The sequence below is a fragment of the Pseudogulbenkiania ferrooxidans 2002 genome, assembly GCF_000174355.1.
GTDB classification, from domain to species: Bacteria; Pseudomonadota; Gammaproteobacteria; order Burkholderiales; family Chromobacteriaceae; genus Pseudogulbenkiania; species Pseudogulbenkiania ferrooxidans.
Map to the genome: position 1 here is coordinate 44,328 of NZ_ACIS01000016.1, position 14,311 is coordinate 58,638.

Consider the following 14,311-nt stretch of genomic DNA (forward strand, 5'->3'; position numbering starts at 1 on the left):
GGGAAGCGGGCGCCTTGCCTGCGTTACTACCCGTATTAGGAGCTAAATCGTGGCAAAGAAGATTGTCGGCTATATCAAGCTGCAAGTGCCCGCTGGTAAAGCCAACCCGTCGCCGCCGATCGGTCCGGCGCTGGGTCAGCGTGGTCTGAACATCATGGAATTCTGCAAGGCGTTCAACGCCCAGACTCAAGGCGTCGAGCCGGGTCTGCCGATTCCGGTGGTGATCACCGCCTACGCGGATAAGTCCTTCACCTTCGTGATGAAGACTCCGCCGGCAACCATCCTGCTGAAGAAGGCCGCTGGTATCCAGAAGGGTAGCCCGAAGCCGCATACCGACAAGGTGGGTACCGTTACTCGCGCCCAGCTGGAAGAGATCGCCAAGACCAAGTCCCCGGACCTGACCGCTGCCGATCTGGATGCTGCCGTGCGCACCATCGCCGGTTCCGCTCGTTCCATGGGTCTGAAAGTGGAGGGTGTGTAATGGCTAAGGTTTCCAAGCGCCTGAAGGCTCTGAATGCCAAGATCGACGCCAACAAGCTGTACGCTGTTGACGAAGCTCTGTCGCTGGTAAAAGAAGCGGCTACCGCCAAGTTCGACGAGTCGATCGACATCGCCGTGAACCTGGGTGTGGACCCGCGTAAATCCGACCAGGTCGTGCGCGGCTCCGTAGTGCTGCCGCGCGGTACCGGTAAGTCGGTGCGTGTTGCCGTGTTTGCTCAAGGCGCCAACGCCGAAGCCGCCAAGGCTGCGGGTGCTGAAATCGTCGGTTTCGACGATCTGGCCGAGCAAATCAAGGCTGGTCAGCTGGACTTCGACGTTGTTATCGCTTCTCCGGATGCGATGCGCGTCGTCGGTCAACTGGGCCAGATCCTCGGTCCGCGCGGCCTGATGCCGAACCCGAAGGTGGGTACCGTGACCCCGAACGTTGCCGAAGCCGTGAAGAACGCCAAGGCCGGTCAGGTTCAGTACCGTACCGACAAGGCAGGTATCATTCACGCTACCATCGGCCGTGCTTCCTTCGAAGCCGAAGCCCTGCGTGAAAACCTGTCCGCTCTGGTCGACGCCCTGGTGAAAGCCAAGCCGGCTGCTTCCAAGGGCCTGTACCTGCGGAAAATCGCCGTATCCAGCACCATGGGTGTTGGTGTGCGCGTAGATACCAGCACCGTCAACGCTTAATGCGATGGTGCGGCAAACCTCCGGGTTTGCCATGACTTTGGGCCGGCGGGCGTTTCGCCCGCCGGATTGTCAAAGACCGTAGGAGCCGCAAGGCTTAATCGTCGCAAGACATCCTGCGCAGACGGTGTGCCCGAGTAGAAGGCTGTCAAAACGTCTTACGGGCCCATGTAGCTCAGGGGTAGAGCACTCCCTTGGTAAGGGAGAGGTCGGCGGTTCAATTCCGCCCATGGGCACCATCAGATAGTTCTGCTGTGTCTCCTGAACAGGTCGCCGCTGCAAAGCGGAGCGGTTCGCCGCTTCATTTCAGACTAGGAGCTAGACCTTGAGTCTCAATCTTGAAGATAAAAAGGCGGTAGTGGCCGAAGTATCTGCCCAACTGGTAGATGCCCAGACCCTCGTTATCGCCGAATATCGTGGCATCGAGGTTGGTAGCATGACCCAACTCCGTGCGAAAGCACGTGAGAACGGTGTGTATCTGCGCGTTCTGAAGAACACGCTGGTGCGTCGCGCCGTGGCCGACACCGCCTTCGCGGGCCTGGCTGACCAGATGGTCGGTCCGCTCGTATACGGTATCTCGGCTGACCCGGTTGCTGCTGCCAAGGTGCTGCAACAGTTCGCCAAGCAAGATGACAAAATCGTCATCAAGGCAGGTTCTTACGATGGCAAGGTGCTGGACGCCGCTCAGGTAGCTGAGCTGGCCTCGATCCCGAGCCGCGAAGAACTGCTCAGCAAGCTTCTCTACGTTCTGCAAGCTCCGATGGCCGGCTTCGCCCGCGGCCTGGCAGCCCTTGCCGAGAAGAAGCAAGCCGAGGCGGCTTAATCAATCTGACTTATTCCGAATTCAGGAGAATTTCACATGGCAATTACCAAAGAAGACATCCTCGAGGCCGTTGGCGCCCTGACCGTTATGGAACTGAACGACCTGGTTAAGGCGTTCGAAGAGAAGTTCGGCGTTTCCGCTGCTGCCGTTGCCGTTGCCGGCCCGGCTGCTGGTGGCGCTGCCGCTGCTGAAGAGAAGACCGAATTCGACGTGATCCTGTCCGCTGCTGGCGATAACAAGGTCAACGTGATCAAGGTTGTACGTGCTATCACCGGTCTGGGCCTGAAAGAAGCCAAGGATCTGGTAGACGGCGCTCCGAAGGCTGTGAAGGAAGGCGTATCCAAGGCTGAAGCCGAAGAAGTGCTGAAGCAGCTGACCGAAGCCGGTGCTAAGGCTGAAGTGAAGTAATCTTCCTGACCGGAAGATGAGTGAGGCTGGCGGAGAAATCCGCCAGCCTTATTGCGCTTGTGATTGGCCGACACGAAGAAAGTAAAAGCCAGCAATCAATGCGTGCGTGGCTGCTGACTTTTGATTTCTTGCGCCACCCCATCTCGATGGAGACTCTATGAGTTATTCGTTTACTGAGAAGAAGCGTATTCGTAAGAGCTTTGCGAAACGCGACAGTGTTCTCGATGTCCCATTCCTGTTGGCGACCCAGATCGATTCGTACACCGAATTCCTCCAGCTGGGCGTGCCTATCGACCAGCGCAAGGAGGCTGGGCTGCAGGCGGCATTCAATTCGATTTTCCCGATCGTGAGCCACAACGGCTATGCCCGTCTGGATTTCGCACACTATATTCTTGGTGAGCCCCCGTTCGATGTTCAGGAGTGCCAGCTGCGCGGCATCACCTACGCGTCGCCGTTGCGCGCGCGTATTCGCCTGACTATCCTGGACAAGGAGTCCTCCAAACCGGTGGTGAAGGAGGTGCGCGAGAATGAAGTTTACATGGGCGAAATTCCGCTCATGACCACTAACGGGTCCTTCATCATCAACGGTACCGAGCGGGTCATCGTCTCCCAGCTGCACCGTTCCCCGGGCGTGTTCTTCGAGCACGACCGCGGCAAGACGCATTCCTCGGGTAAGCTGCTGTTCTCGGCACGCGTGATTCCTTACCGCGGCTCCTGGCTCGATTTCGAATTCGATCCGAAGGATCACCTGTACTTCCGTATCGACCGTCGCCGCAAGATGCCGGTGACCATCCTGCTGAAGGCGCTGGGCTACAACGAAGAGCAGATTCTCTCCGAGTTCTACAATACCGATACCTTCTATCTCGGCAACGACGGCGTCCACATGAAAGTGGTGGCCGACCGCCTCAAGGGTGAAGTAGCCAAATTCGATATCGTGGCGCCGGACGGCAAGCTGATCGTCGCCAAGGACAAGCGCATCACCGCCAAGCACATCCGCGACATCGTCGCGGCCAACCTCGACCGTATCGAAGTACCGTCCGATGCGCTGTTGGGCAAGATGCTGGCACGCGCCGTGGTGAATACCGACAGTGGTGAAGTGATTGCCCGTGCCAACGAGGAAATCAGCGAAGAGATACTGGCCAAGCTGGCTCTCGCCGAGATTCCGCAGGTTGACGTTCTGTTCACCAACGACCTGGACCAGGGCTCCTACATCGCGCAGACGTTGCGCGTGGACGACATCCAGGATCGGCTGCAGGCGCGCGTAGCGATCTACCGCATGATGCGCCCGGGCGAACCGCCGACCGAAGACGCTGTCGAGCAGCTGTTCCAGCGTCTGTTCTTTAGCCCGGACACCTACGATCTGTCGCGCGTGGGCCGGATGAAGTTCAACACCCGTACCTACCAGTACAAGTTCGACGACAAGACCCCGGAGTGGTTCAAGACGCTGATCGGTGAGAAGTTCGCCGAGCGTCGCGACGTGGCTGACGCCACGCTGACCACCGAAGACATCGTGTCGGTGATCGCCATCCTGTGCGAACTGAAGAACGGCCGTGGCGAAGTGGATGACATCGACCACCTCGGCAACCGTCGCGTGCGTTCGGTGGGCGAACTGGCCGAAAACCAGTTCCGCGCAGGTCTGGTCCGTGTCGAGCGCGCGGTCAAGGAGCGTCTGAACCAGGCCGAATCCGACAACCTGATGCCGCACGACCTGATCAACGCCAAGCCGGTATCGGCCGCGATCAAGGAATTCTTCGGTTCGTCGCAGCTGTCGCAGTTCATGGACCAGACCAACCCGCTGTCGGAAATTACCCACAAGCGCCGCGTTTCGGCCCTGGGCCCGGGCGGTCTGACCCGCGAACGTGCCGGCTTCGAAGTGCGCGACGTACACCCGACCCACTACGGCCGTGTATGCCCGATCGAAACGCCGGAAGGTCCGAACATCGGTCTGATCAACTCGCTGTCGGTCTATGCCCGTACCAACGAGTTCGGCTTCCTGGAAACCCCGTACCGTAAGGTGATCGAAGGCAAGGTGACGATGGAAATCGATTACCTGTCGGCGATTGAGGAAGGCCGCTACGTCATCGCCCAGGCCAACGCCGAGCTGGACAGCGACGGTACGCTGATCGACGAACTGGTGACTTGCCGCGAGAAGGGGGAAACCATTCTGGCGACGCCGGACCGCGTGCAGTACATGGACGTGGCCACCGGTCAGGTGGTGTCGGTCGCGGCCTCGCTGATTCCGTTCCTCGAACACGATGACGCCAACCGTGCCCTGATGGGCGCCAACATGCAGCGTCAGGCCGTGCCGTGCCTGCGCCCGGAAAAGCCGTTCGTCGGCACCGGCATCGAGCGCTCGGTGGCGGTCGACTCGGGCACCACCGTGGTGGCGCGCCGTGGTGGCGTGGTCGACTACGTCGATGCCAACCGTATCGTGGTCCGCGTCAACGACGAAGAGGCCCTGGCCGGTGAAGTCGGTGTGGATATCTACAACCTCACCAAGTTCACGCGCTCCAACCAGAACACCAACATCAACCAGCGCCCGGTGGTGAAGATGGGCGACAAGATCGCTCGCGGCGATGTGGTGGCCGATGGTGCTTCGACCGACCTCGGCGAACTGGCGTTGGGTCAGAACATGACCATCGCCTTCATGCCGTGGAACGGCTACAACTTCGAGGATTCGATCCTGATCTCGGAGAAGGTGGTGGCCGAAGACCGCTACACCTCGATCCACATCGAAGAGCTGTCGGTCGTCGCGCGAGACACCAAGCTGGGGCCGGAAGAAATCACCCGCGACATCCCGAACCTGTCCGAGCGCATGGCCGGCCGTCTTGATGATTCCGGCATCGTCTACATCGGCGCCGAAGTGGAAGCCGGCGACGTGCTGGTGGGCAAGGTAACGCCGAAGGGCGAAACCCAGCTGACGCCGGAAGAGAAGCTGCTGCGCGCGATTTTCGGCGAGAAGGCGTCCGACGTGAAGGATACCTCGCTGCGCGTGCCGACCGGCATGACCGGCACCGTGATCGACGTACAGGTATTCACCCGCGAAGGTATTGAGCGCGACAAGCGTGCGCAGTCGATCATCGACGCCGAACTGAAGCGCTACCGCCTCGACCTGAACGACCAGCTGCGTATTTTCGACAACGACGCCTTCAGCCGTATCGAACGCCTGATCATGGGCAAGGTCGCCAACGGTGGTCCGAAGCGTCTGGCCAAGGGCACCGCGATCGATCGCGAATATCTGGACGGCCTGCCGTCCAAGCACGACTGGTTCGACATCCGCATGGCCGACGAAGACATCGCCAAGCAGCTCGAGCTGATCAAGGAAAGCCTGGCGCAGAAGCGTGAAGAATTCGACCTCAAGTTCGAAGACAAGAAGCGCAAGCTGACCCAGGGTGACGAGCTGCCGCCGGGCGTGCAGAAGATGGTTAAGGTTTACCTGGCCGTGAAGCGCCGCCTGCAGGCCGGTGACAAGATGGCTGGTCGTCACGGTAACAAGGGTGTGGTATCGCGCATCCTGCCGGTGGAAGACATGCCGTACATGGGCGATGGCCGTCCGGTCGACATCGTGCTGAACCCGCTGGGCGTACCGTCGCGTATGAACATCGGTCAGATCCTGGAAGTGCACCTGGGCTGGGCCGGCAAGGGTATCGGCGAGCAGGTCAACCGCATGCTGCAGTCGCAGCGTGCCGTGGCCGACATTCGTGGTTACCTGGAGCGCGTCTATAACCAGACCGGCAAGCCGGAAGAGATCGCCGCCATGAGCGACGAGGAAATCCTCGACCTGGCGAGCAACCTGGCCAAGGGCATGCCGTTCGCCACGCCGGTGTTCGACGGTGCCAAGGAAGCCGAGATCAAGATGATGCTGGATCTGGCCTATCCGGACGAGGACCCGCAGACCGATCTGCTGGACTTCAACGAATCGAAGACGCAGATGACGCTGTTCGACGGCCGCTCCGGCGAAGCCTTCGACCGCAAGGTCACGGTCGGCGTGATGCACTACCTGAAGCTGCATCACCTGGTCGACGACAAGATGCATGCCCGTTCCACCGGTCCGTACTCGCTGGTGACCCAGCAGCCGCTGGGTGGTAAGGCGCAGTTCGGTGGCCAGCGCTTCGGTGAGATGGAAGTGTGGGCGCTGGAAGCCTACGGCGCCGCCTACACCCTGCAGGAAATGCTGACCGTGAAGTCCGACGACGTGACCGGTCGTACCAAGGTGTACGAGAACATCGTCAAGGGCGAGCACAAGATCGACGCCGGCATGCCGGAGTCCTTCAACGTGCTGGTGAAGGAAATCCGCTCCCTCGGCCTCGACATCGACCTGGAACGTTATTAATTAGGATTGCCGCGCTTCGGCCAACCTTGGCCGAAGCGCGGTCTCCTGACTGGAGACGCAATGAAAGCTCTGCTCGACCTCTTTAAGCAAGTTACGCAAGAAGAAGAGTTTGATGCGATTAAGATCGGCATCGCTTCACCGGACAAGATCCGTTCCTGGTCCTACGGTGAGGTCAAGAAGCCTGAAACCATCAACTATCGTACCTTCAAGCCGGAACGCGACGGGCTGTTCTGCGCCCGCATCTTCGGGCCGGTGAAGGACTACGAATGCCTGTGCGGCAAGTACAAGCGTCTCAAGCATCGCGGCGTGATCTGCGAGAAGTGCGGCGTTGAAGTCACCCTGTCCAAGGTGCGCCGCGAGCGCATGGGCCACATCGAACTGGCCAGCCCGACCGCACACATCTGGTTCCTGAAGAGCCTGCCGTCCCGCCTGGGCATGGTGCTAGACATGACCCTGCGCGACATCGAACGCGTTCTGTACTTCGAAGGCTTCGTGGTCACCGACCCGGGCATGACCCCGATGCAGCGCGGCCAGTTGCTGACGGAGGAAGACTTCCTCGACAAGGAAGACCAGTACGGCGACGACTTCAAGGCCATGATGGGCGCCGAGGCCGTGCGCGAACTGCTGCGCAGCCTGGACCTGAACAACGAGATCGAGACCCTGCGCCGCGAGCTCGAGGCCACCAGTTCCGACACCAAGATCAAGAAGATCGCCAAGCGCCTGAAAGTGCTGGAGGCCTTTCTGCGTTCCGGCATGAAGCCGGAATGGATGATTCTGGAAGTGCTGCCGGTGCTGCCGCCGGAACTGCGTCCGCTGGTACCGCTGGACGGTGGCCGTTTCGCCACTTCCGACCTGAACGATCTGTACCGCCGTGTCATCAACCGTAACAACCGTCTGAAGCGTCTGCTGGAACTGCGCGCGCCGGACATCATCGTGCGCAACGAGAAGCGCATGCTGCAGGAATCGGTTGACTCGCTGCTCGACAACGGTCGTCGTGGCAAGGCCATGACCGGTGCCAACAAGCGTCCGCTGAAGTCGCTGGCCGACATGATCAAGGGTAAGGGCGGTCGCTTCCGTCAGAACCTGCTGGGTAAGCGCGTCGACTATTCCGGTCGTTCCGTGATTACCGTGGGTCCGACCCTGCGTCTGCACCAGTGCGGCCTGCCGAAGAAGATGGCACTGGAACTGTTCAAGCCGTTCATCTTCCACAAGCTGGAAGTGCTGGGCCTGGCCTCCACCATCAAGGCCGCCAAGAAACTGGTTGAGCAGGAAGTGCCGGAAGTCTGGGACATCCTCGAAGACGTCATCCGCGAACATCCGGTATTGCTGAACCGTGCGCCGACGCTGCACCGTCTGGGTATTCAGGCGTTCGAGCCGGTGCTGATCGAAGGCAAGGCGATCCAGCTGCACCCGCTGGTCTGCGCGGCGTTCAACGCCGACTTCGACGGTGACCAGATGGCCGTTCATGTGCCGCTGTCGCTGGAAGCACAGATGGAGGCCCGCACCCTGATGCTGGCCACCAACAACGTGCTGTCGCCGGCCAACGGCGAGCCGATCATCGTGCCGTCGCAGGATATCGTGCTGGGTCTGTACTACATGACCCGCGACAAGGTGAACGGCAAGGGCGAAGGCATGGTGTTTGCCGACACCAAGGAAGTGCACCGCGCCTACGAAACCCGTCAGGTTGAGCTGGCTACCCGCATCACCGTGCGTCTGCGCGAGTGGGAAAAGGACGAGCAGGGCGAGTTCCAGCCGGTGATCAAGCGCTACGACACCACGGTCGGCCGCGCGCTGCTGTCGGACATCCTGCCGAAGGGGCTGCCGTTCGAGCACATCAACAAGGCGCTGAAGAAGAAGGAAATTTCCAAGCTGATCAACGCCTCGTTCCGTCGTTGCGGCATCCGCGACACGGTAATCTTCGCCGACCAGCTGATGTACACCGGTTTCGCCTTCTCCACCCGCGGTGGTATCTCGATCTGCGTCGACGATATGCAGATCCCGGCCAAGAAGGTCGAGCTGCTGGGCGAAGCCCAGAAGGAAGTGAAGGAAATTGAAGAGCAGTATCGCCAGGGTCTGGTGACCAATGGCGAGCGCTACAACAAGGTCGTGGACATCTGGGGCCGTACTGGCGACAAGATCGCCAAGGCGATGATGGACGACCTGTCCACCCAGAAAGTGCTGGACAAGGACGGCAAGGAAGTCGACCAGGAGTCGTTCAACTCCATTTACATGATGGCCGACTCCGGTGCCCGGGGTTCCGCGGCACAGATCAAGCAGCTGGCCGGTATGCGGGGCCTGATGGCGAAACCGGACGGTTCGATTATCGAAACGCCGATTACTGCCAACTTCCGCGAAGGTCTGACGGTACTGCAGTACTTCATCTCGACCCACGGTGCCCGTAAGGGTCTGGCGGATACCGCGTTGAAGACCGCCAACTCCGGTTACCTGACCCGTCGTCTGGTCGACGTGACGCAGGATCTGGTGGTGATCGAGGACGATTGCGGCACCACCAACGGCTTCGTGATGAAGGCGGTACTGCAAGGTGGTGACGTGATCGAAGCGCTGCGCGACCGTATTCTCGGCCGCGTTACCGCCAGCGACGTAGTCGATCCGTCCACCAGCGAGACCGTGATCGAAGCCGGCACGCTGCTCGACGAGTATCTGGTCGAAATGATCGACAGCTTGGGCATCGACGAAGTCAAGGTACGTACCGCCATCACCTGCGACACCCGCTACGGTCTGTGCGCCAAGTGCTACGGTCGCGATCTGGCACGCGGCAAGCGCGTCAACGCCGGCGAGGCAGTCGGTGTGATCGCCGCCCAGTCGATCGGTGAACCGGGTACCCAGCTGACCATGCGTACCTTCCACATCGGTGGTGCGGCATCCCGTTCGGCCGCGGCCAGCCAGGTGGAAGGTAAGTCCAACGGTACCGTTCGCTTCTCCAGCCAGATGCGCTACGTGGCCAACAATAAGGGCGAGCTGATCGTCATCACCCGCTCCGGCGAAGTGGTGATCCACGACGACATCGGCCGCGAGCGCGAGCGTCACAAGGTGCCGTACGGCGCCACGCTGCTGGTCAACGACGGCATGGTGATCAAGGCCGGCGCCGTACTGGCCACGTGGGACCCGCACACCCGTCCGATCATCACCGAGTATGCCGGCCGCGTGAAGTTCGAGAACGTGGAAGAGGGCAACACCGTCGCCAAGCAGACCGATGAAGTAACTGGCCTGTCGACGCTGGTGGTGATCGATCCGAAGCGCCGCGCTGGTTCGCAGTCCAAGATGCTGCGTCCGCTGGTGAAGCTGCTCGACGAGTTCGGCACCGAAGTGAAGCTCGCCGGTTCCGATTCGTCGGTCTCGATCACCTTCCAGGTGGGTGCCATCATTACCGTGCGCGACGGTCAGGAAGTGGGCAAGGGCGAAGTACTGGCGCGTATTCCGCAGGAATCGACCAAGACCCGCGACATTACCGGTGGTCTGCCGCGTGTGGCCGAGCTGTTCGAAGCGCGTTCGCCGAAAGACGCCGGCATGCTGGCCGAAGTCACCGGTACCGTGTCGTTCGGTAAGGACACCAAGGGCAAGCAGCGTCTGATCATTACGGATCTGGACGGCAACGGCTTCGAGAGCCTGATCCCGAAAGACAAGCACGTCCTGGTGCACGATGGTCAGGTGGTGAACCGCGGCGAACTGATCGTCGACGGTGCCGTCGATCCGCACGACATCCTGCGCCTGCAGGGTATCGAGGCGCTGGCGCGCTACATCGTCCAGGAAGTGCAGGAAGTGTATCGTCTGCAGGGTGTGAAGATTAACGACAAGCACATCGAGGTGATCATTCGCCAGATGCTGCGTCGCGTCGTCATCACCGATTCGGGCGATACCGACTTCATCCAGGGCGAGCAGGTCGAGCGTGCTGAAGTACTGGCGAAGAACGACGAGATGTTGGCCGAAGGCAAGGAACCGGCGCATTACGACAACGTCCTGTTGGGTATCACCAAGGCCTCGCTGTCGACCGACTCCTTCATCTCGGCAGCGTCGTTCCAGGAAACCACGCGCGTGCTGACCGAAGCGGCGATCATGGGCAAGAAGGACGACCTGCGTGGCCTGAAGGAAAACGTCATCGTCGGTCGTCTGATTCCGGCTGGTACCGGTCTGGCCTACCACCGCAACCGTCGCCGTCATGCGCCGGGCGGCGAGGGCGGGGCCGACCAGCAGCTGCTGGAGCCGCAAATGGAGACGCTCGAAGGCAACGAGTAAACGCCTGCTGTTGCTGAAGTGTTGAAAAAACGCTGTCCTTTCAACGGTTAACGTTGGGAGGCAGCGTCTTTTCATTGACGCTGTAAGACTGCTTAAAATATAATCCTCCGTCCTTCTGGGCGGCATGTTGCCGTCCATGACTCAACAAGGAACTGATAGTAATGCCAACCATCAACCAACTCGTGCGCAAAGGCCGCCTCGCTGAACAAGCGAAGAGCAAGGTGCCGGCGCTGGAGGCCTGCCCGCAGAAGCGCGGTGTGTGCACCCGTGTTTACACCACGACCCCGAAAAAGCCGAACTCCGCACTGCGTAAAGTGTGCAAGGTTCGTCTGACCAACGGTTTCGAAGTGATTTCCTACATCGGTGGTGAAGGCCACAACCTGCAGGAACACTCCGTGGTGCTGATCCGTGGCGGTCGTGTAAAAGACTTGCCGGGTGTGCGTTACCACACCGTTCGCGGTTCGCTGGATACCGCTGGCGTGAAAGACCGTAAGCAGTCCCGTTCCAAGTACGGTGCCAAGCGTCCTAAGTAAGTCGCTAGCCTCGGAACGTGAACGGCGGTGACATACCGTCGAGTAAGTGGTTGCTCCACTGGGCGCCATGAGCTTCAAGCTCAACTGAATTGATTTAAGGAATTACCATGCCAAGACGCAGAGAAGTCCCCAAGCGCGAAATCCTGCCGGATCCGAAGTTCGGTAGCCAGGATCTCTCCAAATTCATGAACGTCGTGATGATTGACGGCAAGAAATCCGTTGCAGAGCGCATTATCTACGGCGCGCTGGACCAGATTGAAAAGAAAACCGGCAAGAATGCCATTGAAGTGTTCAATACCGCACTGTCCAATGCCAAGCCGGTTGTCGAAGTGAAGAGCCGCCGCGTAGGTGGTGCAAACTATCAGGTTCCAGTTGAGGTGCGTCCGGCACGCCGTATGGCGCTCGCTATGCGCTGGTTGCGCGATGCAGCCCGCAAGCGCGGTGAAAAATCCATGGACCTGCGTCTGGCCGGTGAACTGATCGACGCGGCCGAAGGCCGTGGCGGCGCCATGAAGAAGCGTGAAGAAGTTCACCGCATGGCCGAAGCCAACAAGGCGTTCTCGCACTTCCGTTTCTAAGTTAAACCCACCGAGAAGGTTTTGGCCGTGGCTAGGAAAACTCCTATCGAGCGCTACCGTAACATTGGTATCAGCGCTCACATTGACGCCGGTAAGACCACTACTACCGAGCGTATTCTGTTTTACACCGGTGTGAACCACAAGATTGGTGAAGTTCACGACGGCGCCGCCACCATGGACTGGATGGAGCAAGAGCAGGAGCGTGGTATCACCATTACCTCCGCCGCTACCACCACGTTCTGGAAGGGTATGGGCCTGCAGTATCCGGAGCACCGCTTCAACATCATCGACACCCCGGGACACGTGGACTTTACCATCGAGGTAGAGCGTTCCATGCGTGTGCTGGACGGCGCCGTGATGGTTTACTGCGCGGTGGGCGGTGTGCAGCCGCAGTCGGAAACCGTATGGCGTCAGGCCAACAAGTACCAGGTTCCGCGTATCGCCTTCGTGAACAAGATGGACCGTCAGGGTGCCAACTTTTTCCGTGCCGTAGAACAGGTGAAAACCCGTCTGCGCGGCAACCCGGTGCCTATCGTAGTGCCGATCGGTGCCGAAGATGGCTTCGAGGGTGTGGTTGACCTCTTGAAGATGAAAGCCATCATCTGGGACGAAGCGTCCCAGGGCATGAAGTTCGAATACGGTGAGATCCCGGCCGACTTGGTTTCCGTAGCCGAAGAGTGGCGCGAGAAGATGGTTGAAGCTGCTGCTGAAGTCAGCGACGAGATGATGGACAAGTACTTGGGCGGCGAGACGCTGACCGAGGAAGAAATCGTCGACGGCCTGCGTCAGCGTACCCTGCGCTGCGAAATCCAGCCGATGCTGTGCGGTTCCGCGTTCAAGAACAAGGGTGTGCAGCGCATGCTGGATGCCGTGATCGATCTGCTGCCGAGCCCGCTGGACGTTCCGCCGGTGCCGGGTGAGCTGGACGACGGCACCCCGACCACCCGCAAGGCCTCCGACGACGAGCACTTCTCGGCACTGGCATTCAAGCTGATGAACGACCCGTACGTCGGTCAGCTGACTTTCTTCCGCGTCTACTCGGGCGTGGTGAAGTCCGGCGACACCGTGCTGAACACGGTCAAGGGCAAGAAAGAGCGTATCGGTCGTATCGTGCAGATGCACGCCAACGACCGTAAAGAGATCGAAGAAGTTCGCGCTGGCGACATCGCCGCTGCCATCGGTCTGAAAGAAGTCACCACCGGCGAAACCCTGTGCTCGCTTGATGCTCCGCTGATTCTGGAACGCATGGAATTCCCGGACCCGGTGATTCACGTTGCCGTTGAGCCGAAGACCAAGGCCGACCAGGAAAAGATGGGTGTTGCCCTGAACCGCCTGGCCAAGGAAGACCCGTCGTTCCGCGTGCGTACCGACGAAGAATCGGGCCAGACCATTATTTCCGGTATGGGTGAGCTGCACCTGGAAATTCTGGTTGACCGCATGAAGCGCGAATTTGGCGTGGAAGCCAACGTCGGTGCCCCGCAGGTGGCCTACCGTGAAACCATCACCAAGACTGTTACTGACGTGCAGGGTAAGCATGCCAAGCAGTCTGGTGGTAAGGGTCAGTACGGTGATTGTACGATCACTCTGGAACCGTCCGGCGAAGGTCAGGGCTACAAGTTCATCGACGAGATCAAGGGTGGTGTGATTCCTCGCGAATTCATTCCTTCCGTTGACAAGGGTATCCGTAACTCGCTGAACAACGGTATTTTGGCTGGGTTCCCGGTGGTTGACGTGACTGTACGTCTGACTTTCGGTTCCTACCACGATGTCGACTCTTCGCAGATCGCCTTCGAACTGGCTGGTTCTATTGCATTCAAGGAAGCCATGCGCCGTGCCGGTCCGTGCATCCTCGAGCCGATGATGGCCGTGGAAGTGGAAACGCCGGAAGAGTACATGGGCGACGTGATGGGCGACCTGAACCGTCGTCGTGGCATCGTTCAGGGTATGGATGACGACGGCCTGGGTGGCAAGAAGATCAAGGCTGAAGTACCGCTGGCCGAGATGTTCGGTTACTCGACCGACCTGCGTTCGGCAACCCAGGGTCGTGCTACGTACTCCATGGAGTTCAAGCACTACTCCGAGGCGCCGAAGCACGTCGCTGATACCGTCATGAACGCCAAGAAGTAATGCGCGCTGAGGTTGGCTGAAGTCCTCTTCGGCCAACCTGATCTGTTGTTCTTTAATTAAGGAATTTTGCAAAATGGCAAAA

9 protein-coding genes and 1 tRNA gene are annotated in these 14,311 nt (G+C 59.7%); all 10 read left to right on the plus strand.

Annotation, left to right across the window (positions count from 1 at the left end; translation table 11 throughout):
- Positions 1 to 49 precede the first annotated feature (49 nt).
- The 10 genes from rplK (at position 50) to fusA (ending at position 14,229) form a co-directional block, all read left to right on the plus strand.
- On the plus strand, positions 50 to 481 hold the full coding sequence (gene rplK / locus FURADRAFT_RS19450) for a 50S ribosomal protein L11 (protein ID WP_008955882.1): 432 nt from the start codon (positions 50 to 52) through the stop codon (positions 479 to 481).
- Positions 481 to 1,176: a 50S ribosomal protein L1 gene (gene rplA / locus FURADRAFT_RS19455; RefSeq protein WP_008955883.1), complete on the plus strand. Its 696-nt coding sequence runs from the start codon at positions 481 to 483 to the stop codon at positions 1,174 to 1,176. Before rplK ends, rplA begins: the two co-directional genes overlap by 1 nt.
- 161 nt (positions 1,177 to 1,337) lie before the next feature.
- Positions 1,338 to 1,412 (plus strand) — tRNA-Thr (locus FURADRAFT_RS19460).
- An 86-nt stretch (positions 1,413 to 1,498) separates the two neighbouring features.
- Positions 1,499 to 1,996: a 50S ribosomal protein L10 gene (rplJ, locus tag FURADRAFT_RS19465; RefSeq protein WP_008955884.1), complete on the plus strand. Its 498-nt coding sequence runs from the start codon at positions 1,499 to 1,501 to the stop codon at positions 1,994 to 1,996.
- A gap of 36 nt (positions 1,997 to 2,032) precedes the next feature.
- Positions 2,033 to 2,404, plus strand: coding sequence for a 50S ribosomal protein L7/L12 (rplL, locus tag FURADRAFT_RS19470; protein WP_008955885.1), 372 nt, complete (start codon positions 2,033 to 2,035; stop codon positions 2,402 to 2,404).
- A 157-nt stretch (positions 2,405 to 2,561) separates the two neighbouring features.
- The gene (gene rpoB / locus FURADRAFT_RS19475) at positions 2,562 to 6,737 is read left to right on the plus strand and encodes a DNA-directed RNA polymerase subunit beta (protein ID WP_008955886.1); all 4,176 of its coding nucleotides are present in this window, start codon (positions 2,562 to 2,564) and stop codon (positions 6,735 to 6,737) included.
- 60 nt (positions 6,738 to 6,797) lie between these two features.
- Positions 6,798 to 10,991, plus strand: coding sequence for a DNA-directed RNA polymerase subunit beta' (rpoC, locus tag FURADRAFT_RS19480; protein ID WP_008955887.1), 4,194 nt, complete (start codon positions 6,798 to 6,800; stop codon positions 10,989 to 10,991).
- Positions 10,992 to 11,152: 161 nt separating this feature from the next.
- Positions 11,153 to 11,524, plus strand: a complete 372-nt coding sequence (gene rpsL, locus FURADRAFT_RS19485) for a 30S ribosomal protein S12 (RefSeq protein ID WP_008955888.1) — start codon at positions 11,153 to 11,155, stop codon at positions 11,522 to 11,524.
- A 107-nt stretch (positions 11,525 to 11,631) separates the two neighbouring features.
- The gene (gene rpsG / locus FURADRAFT_RS19490) at positions 11,632 to 12,102 is read left to right on the plus strand and encodes a 30S ribosomal protein S7 (protein WP_008955889.1); all 471 of its coding nucleotides are present in this window, start codon (positions 11,632 to 11,634) and stop codon (positions 12,100 to 12,102) included.
- A gap of 27 nt (positions 12,103 to 12,129) precedes the next feature.
- A complete protein-coding gene (gene fusA / locus FURADRAFT_RS19495) occupies positions 12,130 to 14,229 on the plus strand; it encodes an elongation factor G (protein ID WP_008955890.1) in 2,100 nt (699 codons plus the stop codon).
- The last annotated feature ends 82 nt before the right edge of the window (positions 14,230 to 14,311 follow it).

What these genes read in the sequence shown, in the direction of transcription:
- rplA (WP_008955883.1), top strand. Translation starts at nt 481, where the DNA reads ATGGCTAAGGTTTCCAAGCGCCTGAAGGCTCTGAATGCCAAGATCGAC.
- rplL (WP_008955885.1), top strand. Translation starts at nt 2,033, where the DNA reads ATGGCAATTACCAAAGAAGACATCCTCGAGGCCGTTGGCGCCCTGACC.
- rpoB (WP_008955886.1), top strand. Translation starts at nt 2,562, where the DNA reads ATGAGTTATTCGTTTACTGAGAAGAAGCGTATTCGTAAGAGCTTTGCG.
- rpoC (WP_008955887.1), top strand. Translation starts at nt 6,798, where the DNA reads ATGAAAGCTCTGCTCGACCTCTTTAAGCAAGTTACGCAAGAAGAAGAG.
- rpsL (WP_008955888.1), top strand. Translation starts at nt 11,153, where the DNA reads ATGCCAACCATCAACCAACTCGTGCGCAAAGGCCGCCTCGCTGAACAA.
- rpsG (WP_008955889.1), top strand. Translation starts at nt 11,632, where the DNA reads ATGCCAAGACGCAGAGAAGTCCCCAAGCGCGAAATCCTGCCGGATCCG.